Here is a 16,217-nt window from a genome sequence, read left to right on the forward strand (position 1 = left end):
GCAGGCGGGGACTTACCCCTTCATCCCGTCCCAGAAGCTGCGAACCTTGGAGAAGAAGGAGGAGCTTTCGGGGTTGTTGTTCTCCGAAAGCTTCTCGAACTCCCGCAGAATCTCCTTCTGGCGGGCGGTCAGGTTCACCGGCGTTTCCACCGCCAGTTCGATCAGCATGTCGCCATGCCCGCCGCCGCGCAGCGCGGGCATGCCTTTGCCGCGCAGCCGCATCTGCTTGCCGGTCTGCGCCCCTTCGGGGATGCGCACGCGGCTGCGGCCGCCGTCGATGGTCGGCACCTCGACCTCGCCACCCAGCGCGGCCGTGGCGATGGATACGGGGATGCGGCAGAAAAGATTGGTCCCGTCCCGCTGGAACAGGGCATGCTCGCGAACCTCGATGAAGATGTAGAGGTCACCGGACGGTCCGCCGCGCATGCCCGCCTCGCCCTCGCCGGCAAGGCGGATCCGTGTGCCGGTTTCGACACCCGCCGGGATGTTGACGGAAAGCTGGCGCTCCTTCTCCACCCGGCCCGCTCCCTGGCAGGTGCGGCAGGGGTTCTTGACGATCTGTCCGGCGCCGGCGCAGGTCGGGCAGGTCCGCTCGACGGTGAAGAATCCCTGCTGCGCGCGCACCTTGCCCATGCCAGAGCAGGTCGGACAGGTCTGCGGCTCCGATCCGCCCTCTGCGCCGGTTCCGTTGCAGGATCCGCAGGCGATCGAGGTCGGTACGTTGATAGACTTCTGCACACCCGCGTAAGCTTCCTCGAGTGTGACCCGAAGATTGTAGCGCAGGTCCGAACCGCGCTGCGCCCGACTGCGGGGGCCGGCACCGCCGCGCCCGCCCATGAAGTCGCCGAAGAGGTCCTCGAACACGTCCGAGAAGGCCGAGGCGAAATCGCCCTGGCGGCCCTGACCGCCTCGCGGCCCACCCCCCATGCCGCCGTCAAAGGCCGCATGGCCGTAGCGGTCATAGGCGGCCTTGCGGGTCTCATCCTTCAGGATGTCATAGGCCTCGTTGATTTCCTTGAAGTCAGACTCGGCCTGCGGGTTGTCCTTGTTGCGGTCGGGATGAAGTTCCTTCGCCTTCGCGCGATAGGCCTTCTTGATCTCGTCGGCAGATGCGCCGCGACCGACGCCGAGAACCTCGTAGTAGTCCCGCTTGGCCATTCCTCATCCCCTCGGGAAACGCGCGAAGCCGGCCCGGTGCTTGCCGGGCCGGCCTTGGTAGGAGTTCGGTTTACTTGCGCTTGCGGTCTTCGCCAAGATCCTCGAAGTCGGCGTCGACGATATCGTCGTCCACCCCGCGCGGGCCTTCTTCATCCTCGGACGCCGCCCCTTCGGACTGCTGCGCCTTGTAGATGGCCTCGCCAAGCTTCATCGCGGCGTCGGTCAGGTTGTGGATGCCGCCCTTGATCTTGCCGACATCATCGGACTTGAGCGTTTCCTCCAGCGCGCCAATGGCCAGTTCGATCACCTCGACGGTCGAGCCGTCGATCTTGTCGCCATGCTCTTCCAGAGACTTCCTGGTCGAGTGGACGAGGCTTTCGGCCTGGTTGCGGGTTTCCACCAGTTCCTTGCGCTTCTTGTCGGCGTCGGCGTTGGCTTCGGCATCCTTGACCATCCGGTCGATCTCGTCGTCGCTGAGACCGCCCGAGGCCTGGATGGTGATCGCCTGTTCCTTGCCGGTCCCCTTGTCCTTGGCCTTGACCGAGACGATGCCGTTGGCGTCGATGTCGAAGGTCACTTCGATCTGCGGCATGCCGCGCGGCGCGGGCGGGATGTTTTCAAGGTTGAACTGGCCCAGAAGCTTGTTGTCGGCCGCCATTTCCCGTTCGCCCTGGAACACGCGGATGGTCACCGCGTTCTGGTTGTCCTCGGCCGTGGAGAAGATCTGCGACTTCTTGGTCGGGATCGTCGTGTTGCGGTCGATCAGCCGGGTGAAGACCCCGCCCAGGGTCTCGATACCAAGCGACAGCGGCGTGACGTCGAGAAGGACCACGTCCTTCACGTCGCCCTGCAGCACGCCGGCCTGGATCGCGGCGCCAAGCGCCACGACCTCGTCGGGGTTCACGCCCTTGTGCGGCTCCTTGCCGAAGAAGGCCGTCACCTCTTCGATGACCTTGGGCATGCGGGTCATGCCGCCGACCAGGACGACCTCGTCAATATCGCTCTTGGAGATGCCGGCATCCTTCAACGCGGCGTCGCAAGGCTTCAGCGATTTCTTGATCAGGTCGCCCACAAGGCTTTCCAGCTTCGCGCGGGTCAGCTTCATGACCATGTGAAGCGGCGTGCCCGACTTCATGTCCATCGAGATGAAGGGCTGGTTGATCTCGGTCTGCTGGCTGGACGAAAGCTCGATCTTGGCCTTTTCGGCAGCTTCCTTGAGCCGCTGAAGCGCCATCTTGTCCTTCGTCAGGTCGACGCCGTGTTCTTTCTTGAACTCGTCGGCGAGGTAATTGACGATCCGCATGTCGAAGTCTTCGCCACCGAGGAACGTGTCGCCGTTGGTCGACTTCACCTCGAACAGGCCGTCGTCGATTTCAAGGATGGTGATGTCGAAGGTGCCGCCGCCGAGGTCGTAGACCGCGATCGTCTTCGAATCCTTCTTGTCGAGCCCGTAGGCAAGCGCGGCCGCCGTCGGTTCGTTGATGATGCGCAGCACCTCGAGGCCGGCGATCTTGCCGGCGTCCTTGGTCGCCTGGCGCTGGGCGTCGTTGAAGTAGGCGGGCACGGTAATGACGGCCTGCGTGACCGTTTCGCCCAGGTAGGACTCGGCCGTTTCCTTCATCTTTTGCAGGACGACGGCGGAAATCTGTGCGGGCGAGTACTTTTCGCCCCGGACCTCGACCCAGGCATCGCCGTTGCCGCCGTCGACGATGGCGTAGGGAACGAGCTTGCGGTCCTTCTCGACCTCCGCGTCGGTCACGCGGCGGCCGATCAGGCGCTTGACCGCGTAGACGGTGTTGGAGGGGTTGGTGACGGCCTGCCGCTTGGCTGCCTGGCCGACAAGGCGTTCATTTTCGGTGTAGCCCACGACGGAAGGCGTGGTGCGTGCCCCTTCGGAGTTCTCGATGACCCGCGGCTGCGACCCGTCCATGATGGCGACGCAGGAGTTCGTGGTCCCGAGGTCGATCCCGATGACTTTGGCCATGTGTATACCTTTCCTTCGGCGATATTGTGGGGGCGAGACCCGAATTCGGCTTCCCGTCCCCGATCCCAGGTTGTGACCGGCGGGCATCGCCCGTCAGCTTCCCGGGGTATATAAGAAGGGCCATTACGGCCTGCAAGCGCGGAAAAGACGGCAAAATGGTGGAAAATCGATCGGAAGGAACGCACCGGCCAGAGCTGCCGCTTCCCCGCAGGGCGGCGGCACTTGACCTGCGCGGGGCCGCGTACTTTCCGGGATTCCTCGACCCTGCCGCGCAGGCAGCCCTGGTCGAGGATCTGCGCCGCGTGGTGGCCGAGGCGCCGCTGTTTTCGCCGACCACGCGCTTTGGCGGAAAGATGACCGTTCGCATGACCTCGGCCGGGCGCTACGGCTGGTACTCCGACCGGCGCGGATACCGCTACGAGGCGCTTCACCCGTCCGGCCGGCCGTGGCCGGCGATCCCGGAGCGCGTTCTTTCGGTCTGGAAAGAGCTTGTGGGCCCGGCGCGGCTTCCCGATTGCTGCCTTGTCAATCTTTACGAGGGCAACGCCCGCATGGGCCTGCACCAGGACCGTGACGAGGCCGACCTGTCCTGGCCGGTCCTGTCGATCTCGCTGGGCGACGAGGCGCTGTTCCGCATCGGCGGGACGGAACGAGGGGGGCCGACGGAGTCGCTCCGCCTGCGTTCGGGCGATGTGCTGATCCTGGCGGGCGCGTCGCGGCTGGCCTATCACGGAATCGACCGCATCTATCCTGGCACGTCCGGACTGTTGCCGCGCGGCGGGCGCATCAACCTGACGCTGCGAGTGGTCGACTGACCTCAGCCGCCCCACCATCCCTGGGACCGGTGCTTGCGGGCATAGAATTCGCCCATCAGGCCGATCATCACGGCCGCGACGGTGATCGCCAGCGGAACGGCAAGCGTGGTGGTGTGCGGTTCATAGTTGATGAACACGTATCCCCGCGCCTGGTCGACGATGTGGAACAGCGGATTCCATTCGAACATCCGGTGAAGTCCGTAAGGCATCGCGTTCGCGATGAACATCTTGCCGGAAAACAGCATGTTGGCCCTGCGGAACACGGTTTTCAGGATATGGGCGAGACGCGGCGCCCAGGGTTGCAGCGCCAGGAAGACGAGGCCGATCGCGCTTCCGCTTGCCCAGCTGAACAGGATCATCCCCAGAAAGCCCAGCGGATCCTCGATCTCGATCGGCCCCGCGACGACGTGATAGCCGAAGCCCAGAATGAAGATCGCGGCGAGTTGCTGGTAGAGCGCGCTGAGCGCAGATGACGCGATCGCCACGGTCGTGTTCATGGGTGAATGGGCCATCATCGGGGAATTCGGCCCCTCCGCCCCGCAGACCGCCCCCAATGCCCCGTTGAACGAGATGAAGGTGAAGATTCCCGTCAGCAGGAACAGGACAAAGTCGCCATGGATGCCGATCCGCCGCACGCCGAAAAGCCCGGTCATGAGGTAGAAGAACCCCAGCATGACCAGCATCTGGAAAACGGTGCTGAGAATCGCGACGCCGGGGCTGGAGTGGCGGCCGCGAATCTTGCGGACGGTGAGGTGATAGGTCACCGCCAGCATCGACGCCGCGGCAGCCAGACCCGTCCGTTTCCGTTCGACCGTGAACATCGCGCGCCTTCGTCGGTGTTGCCGTTCAATTCCTATCAGGCAAAACTTGCCGATCCCTTAGCCTGCAAGCATAAGTGGAGCCGCCTGCCCGATCAACGACCCGGAAAGGGAAGACCTTGGATTTCGATCGACTGACCCATGTGATGCGCCACCTTGCCCTGATCGCCGGGGACCGCATCATGGATATCTACGACGCCCCCGATTTCGAGGTGCGCGCCAAATCGGACGCAAGCCCGGTGACGGCGGCGGACGAGGCAGCCGACGCGCTGATCGCCGAAGGGCTGGCGGAGGCCTTTCCGTCACTTCCCATCGTGACCGAGGAGCAGGCACACACGCACGCCCAGTCCGCGCGCACCTTCCTGATCGTCGATCCCCTGGACGGCACCAAGGAATTCGTCCAGCGCCGCGGCGATTTTACCGTCAACATCGCCTATGTCGAAGACGGTGTGCCCCTGCGCGGCGTCGTCTATGCCCCGGCGAAGCGGCGGCTGTTCTACACTCTCGCCGACGGGCGCGCGGTCGAGGAAAAGGGGCCCTTCGACAAGCTCCATCCGGGCGAACAGGTGCCGATCACGGTCTCCGTCCCCGACAACCGCGCGCTGATGGTCGTGGCGTCCAAGTCCCACCGCGATCAGGCCACCGACGACTACATCGCGCGTTATGCCGTCCGCGACATGACCAGCGCGGGATCCTCGCTGAAGTTCTGCCTTGTCGCGACCGGAGAGGCCGATCTTTACCCCCGTCTTGGCCGGACGATGGAATGGGACACCGCCGCGGGCGACGCGGTCCTGCGCGGGGCAGGAGGAGAGGTCGTCCGGTTCGACGATCACGCCCCCCTGACCTACGGCAAACCCGGTTTCGAAAATCCCTTCTTCATCGCCTATGCCCCCGGCGTCCTTCTGGTGAACTGATGAGCGTTCTTGTCGCGATCCCCGCCCGCTATGCCTCGACCCGTTATCCCGGCAAGCCGCTGGTGCCGCTCCGGGGGGCGGATGGCGTGTCCCGCACCCTCGTCCAGCGCAGCTGGGAGGCGGCGATGGCGGTGCAGGGCGTCGACCGTGTCGTCGTCGCAACCGATGACGACCGCATCCGGGCCGAGGCAGAGGGCTTCGGGGCCGAGGTTGTCATGACCTCGTCGGAATGCCGCAACGGCACCGAACGCTGCGCCGAGGCGCATGAGGTTCTTGGCGGCGGGTTCGACATCGTCGTCAACCTTCAGGGCGATGCGCCGCTGACCCCGCACTGGTTCGTCGAGGATCTGGTCGCGGGTCTCAGCGCCGATCCCGCGTCCGAGGCCGCGACGCCAGTCCTGCGCTGTGATGGCCGCGCGCTCAACGGCTTCCTCGACGACCGGCGCGCGGGCCGCGTCGGCGGCACCACAGCCGTCTTCGGCCATGACCGGCAGGCGCTCTACTTCTCCAAGGAAGTGATCCCCTACACCACGCGCCGCTACGAGGATGATGAACCCACGCCGGTCTTTCATCACGTCGGCGTCTATGCCTATCGCCCCGCGGCGCTGGCCGCCTACCCGGGATGGGAGCCCGGCACGCTGGAAACGCTCGAGGGGCTGGAGCAGCTTCGGTTTCTGGAACGCGGGCGACGCATCCTGTGCGTCGAGGTTGCGGCGCGCGGTCGCCAGTTCTGGGAACTGAACAACCCCGAGGACGTTCCGCGGATCGAGGCGATGATGGCCGAGATGGGGATGGCATGACGGGCATGCTGCCCGTCAGCGTCATCGTCGTCTCGCGACACCGGCCGACCGAACTGGCCCTGTGCCTCGCGGGGATCCGCAGGCAGGATCATCCGAATTTCGAACTGATTGTCGTTGCCGATCCTGCGGCCGCCGCCACATGCCCCGTTGATGCCAAGTCGGTCCTGTTCGACGAGGCCAACATCGCCGAGGCGCGCAACCGGGGGCTTGCCGTGGCGGCGGGGGACGTCGTCGCCTTCATCGACGATGATGCCGTGCCCGAACCCCGCTGGCTCAGCCGGTTGACCGCGCCGTTTGCCGATTCCGAAGTGTCGGCCGCGGGGGGCTTCGTCATCGGCCGCAACGGAATTTCCCATCAATGGAATGCCTCCGTAGCCGACAGGCACGGCCGGTCCGTTCCGCTGGAGGTGGACCTGGCAGGCGTCAGCGTCCTGCAAGGCGCCCCCGGCCGCGCCATCCGCACCGAAGGCACGAACTGCGCCTTCCGTCGCAGCACCCTTGCGGAAGTGGGCGGCTTCGACCCGACCTTTCGATTCTACCTCGATGAGACGGACCTGAACATGAGGCTGGCGGAACGGGGGCTGAAGACGGCGATCGTGCCACGGGCGCGGGTCCACCACGCCTATGCGGCCAGCGACCGTCGACGGGCCGACCGGACGCCAACCGACCTGACCGAGATCGGTGCCAGCCAGGCGGTGTTCCTGCGCAAGCACGCGCCCGAAACGGAACACGTCGGAGCCATGGGCGGCTTTCGCGCGGAGCAGGAGCGGCGGATCCAGCGCCTTTTGCGCAGCGGCTCGATCGACGGCGAAGCTGCCGCCCGGCTGCTGGAGACGCTCGACCGGGGGATTGCCGAGGGCATGAGGCGCCCGCTTGGCCGGCTTGCTCCGCTGCCGGGCACCGCGCCGGACTTCCTTCCCTTGCCGGCCGGAAACGGCCGGGTGCACGTCTCGGCGGGATGGACCTGGCAGTCGAAAGCCCTTTCGCAAGCAGCGCGGGCGCGGGGCGAATCAGAGACGGCGGTGGTCCTGCTTTTCAGCCCGACCGCCCGCTATCACCGGCTGCGGTTCACCGGCACGCACTGGGAGCAGCGCGGCGGTCTTTTCGGCAAATCCGACCGTTCCGATCCGTTGTTCCGATTCTGGCGCCGCAAGTGGAGGTTCAACCGCGAGGTGAAACGCCTTGATTTCTAGTCGCCTTTTCGTCTCCGGAGCGCTTTGCGCACAAAAGAGCGCTGGGCGCCTCAATTTTTGACCAGACGGCCACAATATTTCCTTGCCCGCACCCAATCCTGCGTCCATGGCTTGCCCACATCGGCACGGAGGCATTAACTGTTCGGGTGCAGTTGTCGGTGGCGCGAATTTGGCGCGTGGTTCGGGGGATTGGAATGAAGCGCAAGGTAACCAAGGCCATCTTTCCCGTCGCCGGACTGGGCACGCGCTTCCTGCCTGCGACCAAGTCGATCCCGAAGGAGATCATGACGCTCGTCGACCGGCCGCTGATCCAGTACGCCATCGACGAGGCGCGCGCCGCCGGCATCAAGGAGTTCATCTTCGTCACATCGCGCGGGAAAAGCGCGCTCGAGGATTACTTCGACCATGCCAACGAGCTTGAGGCGCATCTGCGGCGCAACGGGCGGGAAGACCTGCTGGCGATCCTCAAGACCACGAACATGGATTCCGGCGCCATCGCTTACATTCGCCAGCACAAGGCGCTCGGTCTTGGCCATGCCGTCTGGTGTGCCCGGCGCTTGGTCGGGAACGAGCCTTTCGCGGTGCTGCTGCCGGACGACGTGATCGCGGGCGACAAGCCCTGCCTGCAGCAGATGGTGGAGGTTTACGCGGAAACCGGCGGCAACGTCGTTGCGGCGATGGAAGTGCCGCATTCCAAAACCTCCGCCTACGGCATTCTCGACGTGAAGGAGGATCTGGGCGCGCTCGTCTCGGTCAGGGGGATGGTCGAGAAGCCCGCGGTGGATGCCGCCCCTTCGAACCTCGCGGTGATCGGGCGCTATATCCTGACGCCGGCGATCATGCGTAACCTTGACCGGATCAAGGCCGGGTCGGGCGGAGAGATCCAGCTGACCGACGCCATCGCCGAGGAAATCGTCCGGTCCGACAACGTCTACGGGTTCCGCTTCCGGGGGCAGCGTTTCGACTGCGGGTCCAAGGCAGGATTCCTTCAGGCGACGGTCGCCTTTGCGCTGGCGCGCCCCGACCTGAGGGACGAGTTTTCACAGTTTCTGGCCGAAATGACGGCAGTGCGCCGCGCGGCCGAGTAGGCGATGGCGCGTCACGTCCTTGTCACCGGCGGCGCCGGCTATGTCGGCTCCCATGCATGCAAGGCGCTTGCCCGCGCGGGCTTCGTTCCCGTCACCTTCGACAACCTCTCCACCGGGTGGCGCGATGCCGTCCGGTTCGGTCCGCTGGAGGAGGGAGACCTCACGGACGCAGAACGGTTGGCCGAGGTGTTCGCGCGCTGGAAACCTGTCGCGGTCCTGCATTTCGCAGCGCTGAGCCTGGTGGGCGAGGCCGTGCGCGACCCCGGCCTCTACTGGCGCATGAACGTGCTTGGCGCGCTCAACCTGATCGAGGCGGCGGCGGCGGCGAACTGCCTCGACTTCGTGTTTTCCTCGACCTGCGCGACCTATGGCGATCAGGATGGCGTCGTGCTGGACGAAGACACGCCGCAGGCCCCGATCAACGCCTACGGCGCGTCCAAGCGCGCAATCGAGGACATTCTGCGGGACTTCGGCGTTTCGCATGGGCTGCGTTCGGTGATCTTCCGCTATTTCAACGTGGCCGGCGCCGACCCCGAGGCGGAAGTCGGGGAATTCCATCAGCCGGAGACGCATCTTGTCCCGCTCCTGCTCGATGCGGTGGCGGGGCGGCGGCCGGCGCTGACGGTGCATGGCTCCGACTACGCCACCCCGGACGGCACCTGCATCCGCGACTATGTCCATGTCGCGGACCTGGCCGACGCCCATGTGCTCGGGCTCGAATGGCTGCTGAACGGGCGCGGCAGCCGGGTCTTCTGCCTGGGGACGGGCCGCGGGTTCTCGGTGCGCGAGGTGATCGAACACGCCCGCATCGTCACCAACCGCGCTGTGCCGGTCGTCGAGGGGGAGCGCCGACCCGGCGATGCGGCACGGCTGGTCAGTGGCAGCGCGCGCGCGATCGAGGAGCTTGGCTGGAAGCCGGAGCGGTCCACCCTTCCGGCGATGATCGCCGACGCCTGGCGCTGGCACCAGACAGGCGGATATGAACGCTGAGCCGAAAGCCCGGCTTCTGGATGTCACGCGGCTTGTCTCGCGGATCGGGCGCGGGCCGCTGACGGGCGTGGACCGGGTCGAACGTGCCTACCTGCGCGCGCTCCTGGCGCGGCACACGCCGCTTTTCCTGCTTCTGCGCACACCTTTCGGCCATCTCATCCTGCCGCGAACGGCGGGCCCTTTGGTGCTGGGATGGATCGCATCGCCCCAGACGGTGCCGCGCCCCGACTTTCCGTTCGGCCTGGGTCGGGATCTGCCGATCCTGAAGCGGGCGCGCATCGCCTTGCGCGATCACCGGCTTCGGTCCTGCCTGCCGTGGCGGTTGACGCGCGCGGTCCATGCGACGATGCCGCAGGGCGGGGTCTACCTGAACGTCGGGCATGCGAACCTGTCGGAGCGCACCTTGGCGCAGTTGCAGGATGTTCCGGGCCTTCGTGTGGCGGTGATGATCCACGATACCATCCCGCTCGATCATCCCGACCTGTGCCGGGAATCATCGGTGGCCGCGTTTCGCGACAGCTTGGCTGCGACCGCGCACCAAGCGGACCTGATCCTCTGCCCCTCGCAGGCGGCGGCAAAGGATATCCGGCGCTGGTGCGACAGCTTCCGCCGCGTGCCCGAGGTGAAGGCCGTCCATCTGGGCGTCGATCCGGTTGAGCCGGACCTGGGAAACCTGCCCGCGACGCTTGACCTGGGCCGTCCGTATTTCGTCACGCTGGGCACGATCGAGCCACGCAAGAACCACGCGCTCCTCCTCGATGTCTGGGTGGAGATGGCCAATCGCATACCCGCCGGGCGTCTTCCTCAACTGATCATCATCGGGCAGCGGGGCTGGCGAAACCAGGCGGTGTTCGACCGTCTCGATGCGCTGCGCGCGCCGGACAGCCCGGTGCACGAATTCGGAAGCCTGGGCGATGCGGCGGTGGCCGCGCTGGTCATGGGCGCAAAGGCCTTGCTGATGCCAAGCCTGGCCGAAGGTTACGGCCTGCCCGTGATCGAGGCGGCGCGCCTCGGAACCCCGGTTCTGTGCAACGATCTGCCTGTTTTCCGTGAAATTCTTGGCGACTATGCAGTTTACGCAGATGTGGCCGACATGTATTCTTGGACGACAAGAATAATTGAATTTTCAGGGAGAGTTCGGGCAGCAGGTCCCGGTCGCGTTCTGGAGACGGACGTTGGCTGGACGGAATACTTCAAGACCGTGTTAAGCACCGTCTGAGACCATCCCCCAGCACATGGGCCTGAACCCGCCGGATCGAGATGCGAGCCTTGGAACGATACAGACTTCGCCTGAGGCGAAAGCGATTTCTGTGGCGAGCGTTCCGCCGGCGGCGTGATCTTTCGACAGTGGCGGACAGGACCGCCACGCTTGCCCCCGATGCCATCCTTCTGTTTGCCACGCTGCGCAACGAACGGGTCCGGCTGCCGTATTTCCTGCAGTACTACCGGCGGCTCGGGGTAAGTCATTTCCTGTTCGTGGACAACGGTTCGACCGACGGGTCGGGCGACTACCTGTCCCGGCAGGACGACGTGTCGGTCTGGCGCACGGAGGCCAGCTATCGCAAGTCGCGGTTCGGCCAGGACTGGCTGACCTGGCTTCTGCGCAACCATGCGAACGGCCGCTGGGCCCTGACAGTCGACCTGGACGAATTCTTCGTCTACCCGTTCTGCGATACCCGCCCGCTCCGGGCGCTGACCGACTGGATGGACGGCCTTGGCCTTCGCGCTTTTCCGGCGATGGTACTCGACATGTATCCGCGCGGCCGCATCGATGCGCATCCTTACCGCGAAGGGCAGGACCCGTTCGAGATCCTTCAGTGGTTCGACAGCGGCAACTACGTGATCTCGCAGAATCCCACCTACGGGAACCTGTGGATACAGGGTGGCCCGCGCGCGCGCTGCATGTTTGCCGACACTCCGGCGGAAGCGCCATCGCTCAACAAGGTTCCGCTGGTCAAGTGGCGGCGCGACTACGCCTATGTCAATTCGACCCACATGCTGCTGCCGCGCAGCCTGAACCAGCTTTACGACCGCGACGGCGGCGAAATGGCGTCGGGTTGTCTTCTGCACGCCAAGTTCCTTTCGGTCCTGGGCGAGAAGGTCACCGAAGAGCTTGATCGCAGGCAGCACTTCGCCGAAGGCAGGGAGTATCAGCGATATGCCCGCGCGCTGAACGACGATCACGACCTGTGGTGCCGGTGGTCTGAGAAATACGTCAACTGGCGGCAGCTTGAGATATTGGGGCTGATGTCGAAAGGCTGCTGGGCATGAGGCGTCGCTGATGGGTGTGGGCTTCATCATGCTCTGCCATACCGCGCTCGACCGGGCGGCGGCGGTCGCGCGTCATTGGGCTCGGGCGGGCGCGCCCGTGGTCGTTCACGTGGACAGGCGCGTTCCGCAGGATCAGTTCGCGGCGATGCAGGCGGCCTGCGCGGATGTGCCCGCCATCGGCTTTTCGCGCCGCTATCCCTGCGAGTGGGGCACGTTCGGCCTTGTCCGCGCCACGCAGGCCGCCGCCGAACGGATGCTGGCCTATCATCCGGAAGTGCGGCACTGTTTTCTGGTGTCCGGTTCCTGCCTGCCGCTCAGGCCGTTGCGTGAACTTCAGACCTATCTTGCCAGTCACCCTGACACCGACTTCATCGAAAGCGTTACCACGTCCGATGTGGGCTGGACGGTCGGTGGTCTCGACACCGAAAGGTTCACGTTGCGCTTTCCGTTTTCCTGGCGGCGCAACCGCCGGCTTTTCGACGCCTACACGCGCCTGCAACGCCGGCTTGGCGTAAGGCGCCACATTCCTCTGGGGCTGGTTCCGCATCTGGGATCGCAGTGGTGGTGTCTGACCCGGCGCACCTTGTCGGCAATCCTGAACGACCCGAACCGGCCGGTCTACGACCGCTATTTCCGCCGCGTCTGGATCCCCGACGAAAGCTACTTCCAGACGCTGGCCCGGCTGCATTCGTCGCGGATCGAGAGCAGGCCGCTGACGCTTGCCAAGTTCGATCACGAGGGCAAGCCGCATGTCTTCTATGACGACCATCTGCAACTGCTGCGGCGGTCGGATTGCTTCGTGGCGCGCAAGATCTGGTCGGGCGCGGACAGGCTTTACGACGCCTTCCTCAATCCGCTTCCGGATGCGTCGCGGATGGCGGAGCCGAGCCCGGGCAAGATTGACCGCCTGTTTGCGAAGGCGGCCGAACGGCGGCGGCTGGGGCGTCCGGGCCTTTACATGCAAAGCCGCTTTCCGCGCGCCGGGCGGGAGAATGGCCGCACTGCGGGCCCCTACTCGGTCTTTCACGGCTTCTCGCCCTTGTTCGAGAACTTCGACGCCTGGATTTCAAAGTCGCTCGGCCTGCGGGCGCATGGCCACCTTTTTGCGCCCGGGCGCGTGGAGTTCGCCGGCGGGGACGACGTCTTCAACGGCGCGCTTTGCAACAGCGCAGCACTGCGCGACTACAACCCCCGCGCCTTCCTGACCAATCTCCTGTGGAGCACGAGGGGGGAGCGGCAGTGCTTTCTTCTGGGGCCGGCCGACAATCTCGGCTGCGTCCCCTTCATGGCCGGCGACAGCAACGCGCAGATTTCCGTCGTGACGGGCGCCTGGGCGGTTCCGCTGTCCCGTGCGCAGGGCGATTTCTCCGCGATCCGGCGCGAGGCAGCCCGGCTGCAACGGGCCGAAGGGGAGATGCTGGCCGCACTCGATCTGCCGCATGCCAAGGCGTCCGTCCGGGTCTGGACGCTGGCCGACTTTGTGGAGAACCCGATGGAGGCGATTCAGGCGATCTTCGACGAGATCAATCCCCGCGCGCCCCATCGTCTGACCGAGGTGCCGCGCATGGTCGATCTCAGCGGCCTTTCGACCTTTCTGCAGCAGTTGAAGAACCAGGGCATGTTGCCGACTCTGGTTGGGGATTACGCGTCCATAGACGATATGCTGTCCGCGCCGCCCGAGCGTGCCCGGCCCTATCTGGTCCGCTGACCGTGACCGATACGCCGCGCTTCGACTGCTTCGTGATCCTTGCGTCGATGCGGACGGGATCGAACCTTCTGGAGGAAAGCCTGAACTCGCTGACGGGTCTGACCTGCCATGGCGAGGCCTTCAATCCGCGCTTCGTGGGTGGCCCCCGGAAGGAAGAGGTGCTTGGCCTCACGCTGGAGGAGCGGGACGCTGACCCCGGCCTGATGCTTGACCGGATCGCTGCCGCAGAAGGGTTGAACGGATTTCGGTATTTCCCCGACCATGACCCCAGGGCCTTCGACCGGTTCATGCGCGACCCGCGCTGCGCCAAGATCGTGCTGACGCGCAATCCGCTCGAAAGCTACGTGAGCCTGAAGATCGCACGGCAGACCGGCCAGTGGAAACTGGGACGCGCCCGGGATCACAAGGCGGGTAGCATCACCTTCGATGGCCCCGAGTTCGAGGCCTATCTGGAAGAACTCATGGGTTTTCAGCTTCAGGTGCTGCGGCTGTTGCAGACGACCGGGCAGACGGCCTTCCACCTCGACTACGAGGATGTCAGGGACCCTGCCGTGCTGACGGGTCTGGCGGCCTATCTCGGCCTTGCCGCGGAAAGCGTGAAACCCTCCACCCGGCTGGTGAAGCAGAATACCGCCGGCCTGGATGAACTGGTTGAGAACCATGGCGCGATGGAACAGGCGCTGACGCGGATCGACCCGTTCAATCTGCACCGCGTGCCCAATCTGGAGCCGCGGCGCGGGCCGGGCATTCCGGGCTTCATCGCGTCCGCCAGGGCACCGCTGCTGTTCATGCCCGTGCACGGCGGGCCGACGGCGCGCGTGGTGGACTGGATGGCCCGGCTGGGCGGCGGGGTCGAGCGTGATTTCACCCAGAAAACCCTGCGCGACTGGATGCGCACCCGGCCCGGCCACCGCAGCTTCACGGTGCTGAGCCATCCGGTGGCGCGCGCCCACCGGGCCTTTGCCGAGCTTTTGCAGAACGCCGCGACGGCCGAGTTTCGCGACTATCTCAAGCGCGCGCATGGTCTTGACCTGCCACGGCCGAACGCACGGGGCGACATCGGCGCGCGTGAACACCGGCGCGCCTTCCTCGGGTTCCTGAAGTTCCTGCGGGCCACGCTGAACGGGCAGGCGTCGATCCGGCCGGACCCCGCCTGGGCAAGCCAGTCCGCACTTGTGACGGGCTTCGGCCAATTCGCCCCGCCCGGTCTGATTCTGCACGAAGAGGCGCTGGAGGATGGTCTTGCCCATCTTGCCGGGTCGCTGGGGATGGCGATGATCGACCTGCCGCCCGCCGCGCCGGAAACGGACCTAGCCGGGATCTACGACGCGGAGGTGGAAAAGGCCGCCCGTGCGGCCTATCCGCGCGACTACCTGGTTTTCGGTTTCGGTCCCTGGCGGGATCAGGCCGCCTGACTGGGCCGCGCCTCTGTCAGGACCGCGTGCAGTGCCGCCGTATCGGAATTGGCCCGCAGCTTGGCGCAGGTGGCCGCCTCCCGCATGGTGCGGGAGACGAGCGCCAGCGCCTTCAGATGCTCGACCCCGGAGTCTTTCGGGGCAAACAGGGCGAAGACAAGGTCCACGGGCTGCCGGTCGACCGAATCGAAGTCCATCGGCTTTTCAAGCCGCATGAACACGCCCACCACGCGGTCCAGACCGTGCAGCCGTGCATGCGGCAGGGCGACGCCGTGGCCGACGCCGGTCGGACCAAGGCTTTCGCGTTCCTGAAGGGCGTCGACCGTTTCGGAGGCGTTGAGGCCGTAGACCGTGTGCGCGATGTCGGCGAGGTCCTGGAACAGGCGCTTCTTGCTGGTGACGTGGCCGAACACCTTCACCGCGGCGGGCTTCAACAGGCTTGATAGTTCCATGCGCCTTACTGTCCTTCGCCGCGGCGGAGCCGGTTCATTTGGTGTTGACCGGGTCTATCCAGCCAACGTTGCCGTCTTCGCGACGGTGCACGACATTGACGCCGCCGTGCTTTTCGTTGCGGAATACAAGGACGGGTGCCCCTGCCAGCTCCATCTGCATCACCGCCTCACCGACCGAAAGCGAAGGAATCTTCGTCTCCATCTCGGCAATGATCATCGGCTGGAGCGTTTCGGGTTCCCGGCCTTCGTCTTCCTCGTTCGCGGCGAGCACATACATGGGCGCACCGGCAAATTCAACGGGTTCGGAACGATCGCGGTGATGGTCGCGCAGGCGGCGCTTGTAGCGGCGCAACTGCTTGTCCATTTTCTCGATGCAGGCGTCGGCGGCGGCGTAGATCTCGGTCGCGGCGGCGCGGGCCGACACCGTCAGCCCGGTGGACAGGTGCACGGTGGCCTCGCAGACGAATTCGTGCGCGTCGCGGGAAAAGACCATGATCGCATCGGTGGGGCGCTGCGAGTACTTCTCGATCGTCTGACCAAGCTCGGTCTTGACATGCGACTGCAACGCGTCCCCGACGTCGATCTGTTTTCCGCTGATCTGATAACGCATG

15 protein-coding genes are annotated in these 16,217 nt (G+C 65.5%); 10 read left to right on the forward strand and 5 right to left on the reverse strand.

The window, feature by feature from the left end; genetic code table 11:
* Positions 1–12: 12 nt before the first annotated feature.
* Together dnaJ and dnaK are read right to left on the reverse strand one after the other, a co-directional pair.
* Positions 13–1,158, reverse strand: coding sequence for a molecular chaperone DnaJ (dnaJ, locus tag N5I32_RS17625; protein ID WP_261497225.1), 1,146 nt, complete (start codon positions 1,156–1,158; stop codon positions 13–15).
* 70 nt (positions 1,159–1,228) lie between these two features.
* Positions 1,229–3,142, reverse strand: a complete 1,914-nt coding sequence (gene dnaK, locus N5I32_RS17630; protein ID WP_261497226.1) for a molecular chaperone DnaK — start codon at positions 3,140–3,142, stop codon at positions 1,229–1,231.
* A 155-nt stretch (positions 3,143–3,297) separates the two neighbouring features.
* Between dnaK and N5I32_RS17635 the strand changes: the two genes are divergently transcribed.
* Positions 3,298–3,957 carry an alpha-ketoglutarate-dependent dioxygenase AlkB family protein gene (locus tag N5I32_RS17635; RefSeq protein ID WP_261497227.1) on the forward strand — a complete coding sequence of 220 codons (660 nt, stop codon included), beginning with the start codon at positions 3,298–3,300 and terminating at the stop codon, positions 3,955–3,957.
* A gap of 2 nt (positions 3,958–3,959) precedes the next feature.
* On the opposite strand, the gene N5I32_RS17640 is transcribed toward N5I32_RS17635, so the two are convergent.
* On the reverse strand, positions 3,960–4,778 hold the full coding sequence (locus tag N5I32_RS17640; protein ID WP_261497228.1) for an ABC transporter permease: 819 nt from the start codon (positions 4,776–4,778) through the stop codon (positions 3,960–3,962).
* Positions 4,779–4,894: 116 nt separating this feature from the next.
* Between N5I32_RS17640 and cysQ the strand changes: the two genes are divergently transcribed.
* From cysQ to N5I32_RS17685, 9 genes are all read left to right on the forward strand, one after another.
* On the forward strand, positions 4,895–5,689 hold the full coding sequence (cysQ, locus tag N5I32_RS17645) for a 3'(2'),5'-bisphosphate nucleotidase CysQ (RefSeq protein ID WP_261497229.1): 795 nt from the start codon (positions 4,895–4,897) through the stop codon (positions 5,687–5,689).
* Entirely contained in the window at positions 5,689–6,489 is an 801-nt protein-coding gene (locus tag N5I32_RS17650; RefSeq protein WP_261497230.1) for a 3-deoxy-manno-octulosonate cytidylyltransferase, read from the forward strand. The genes cysQ and N5I32_RS17650 overlap by 1 nt, the downstream gene beginning before the upstream one ends.
* Positions 6,486–7,682, forward strand: a complete 1,197-nt coding sequence (locus tag N5I32_RS17655) for a glycosyltransferase family 2 protein (protein WP_261497231.1) — start codon at positions 6,486–6,488, stop codon at positions 7,680–7,682. Before N5I32_RS17650 ends, N5I32_RS17655 begins: the two co-directional genes overlap by 4 nt.
* Positions 7,683–7,876: 194 nt before the next feature.
* Complete coding sequence (galU, locus tag N5I32_RS17660) at positions 7,877–8,770, forward strand: UTP--glucose-1-phosphate uridylyltransferase GalU (protein WP_261497232.1); 894 nt, start codon at positions 7,877–7,879, stop codon at positions 8,768–8,770.
* A 3-nt stretch (positions 8,771–8,773) separates the two neighbouring features.
* Positions 8,774–9,760: a UDP-glucose 4-epimerase GalE gene (gene galE / locus N5I32_RS17665; RefSeq protein ID WP_261497233.1), complete on the forward strand. Its 987-nt coding sequence runs from the start codon at positions 8,774–8,776 to the stop codon at positions 9,758–9,760.
* Positions 9,750–10,979 (forward strand): glycosyltransferase family 4 protein, encoded by a 1,230-nt coding sequence (locus tag N5I32_RS17670; RefSeq protein ID WP_261497234.1) that lies wholly within the window; start codon positions 9,750–9,752, stop codon positions 10,977–10,979. Before galE ends, N5I32_RS17670 begins: the two co-directional genes overlap by 11 nt.
* A 41-nt stretch (positions 10,980–11,020) precedes the next feature.
* Entirely contained in the window at positions 11,021–12,031 is a 1,011-nt protein-coding gene (locus N5I32_RS17675) for a glycosyltransferase family 2 protein (protein WP_261497235.1), read from the forward strand.
* A 10-nt stretch (positions 12,032–12,041) separates the two neighbouring features.
* Complete coding sequence (locus N5I32_RS17680) at positions 12,042–13,739, forward strand: DUF5927 domain-containing protein (RefSeq protein WP_261497236.1); 1,698 nt, start codon at positions 12,042–12,044, stop codon at positions 13,737–13,739.
* 2 nt (positions 13,740–13,741) lie between these two features.
* Entirely contained in the window at positions 13,742–15,154 is a 1,413-nt protein-coding gene (locus N5I32_RS17685; protein WP_261497237.1) for a nodulation protein NodH, read from the forward strand.
* Here the strand turns inward: N5I32_RS17685 and N5I32_RS17690 are convergent.
* Together N5I32_RS17690 and hpf are read right to left on the reverse strand one after the other, a co-directional pair.
* A complete protein-coding gene (locus N5I32_RS17690; protein WP_261497238.1) occupies positions 15,142–15,606 on the reverse strand; it encodes a PTS sugar transporter subunit IIA in 465 nt (154 codons plus the stop codon). The genes N5I32_RS17685 and N5I32_RS17690 overlap by 13 nt on opposite strands.
* Before the next feature lie 34 nt (positions 15,607–15,640).
* On the reverse strand, positions 15,641–16,216 hold the full coding sequence (gene hpf / locus N5I32_RS17695) for a ribosome hibernation-promoting factor, HPF/YfiA family (protein WP_261497239.1): 576 nt from the start codon (positions 16,214–16,216) through the stop codon (positions 15,641–15,643).
* Position 16,217 lies beyond the last annotated feature (1 nt).

Source organism: Albidovulum sediminis, assembly GCF_025380365.1.
Classification (GTDB): Bacteria; Pseudomonadota; Alphaproteobacteria; order Rhodobacterales; family Rhodobacteraceae; genus Albidovulum; species Albidovulum sediminis.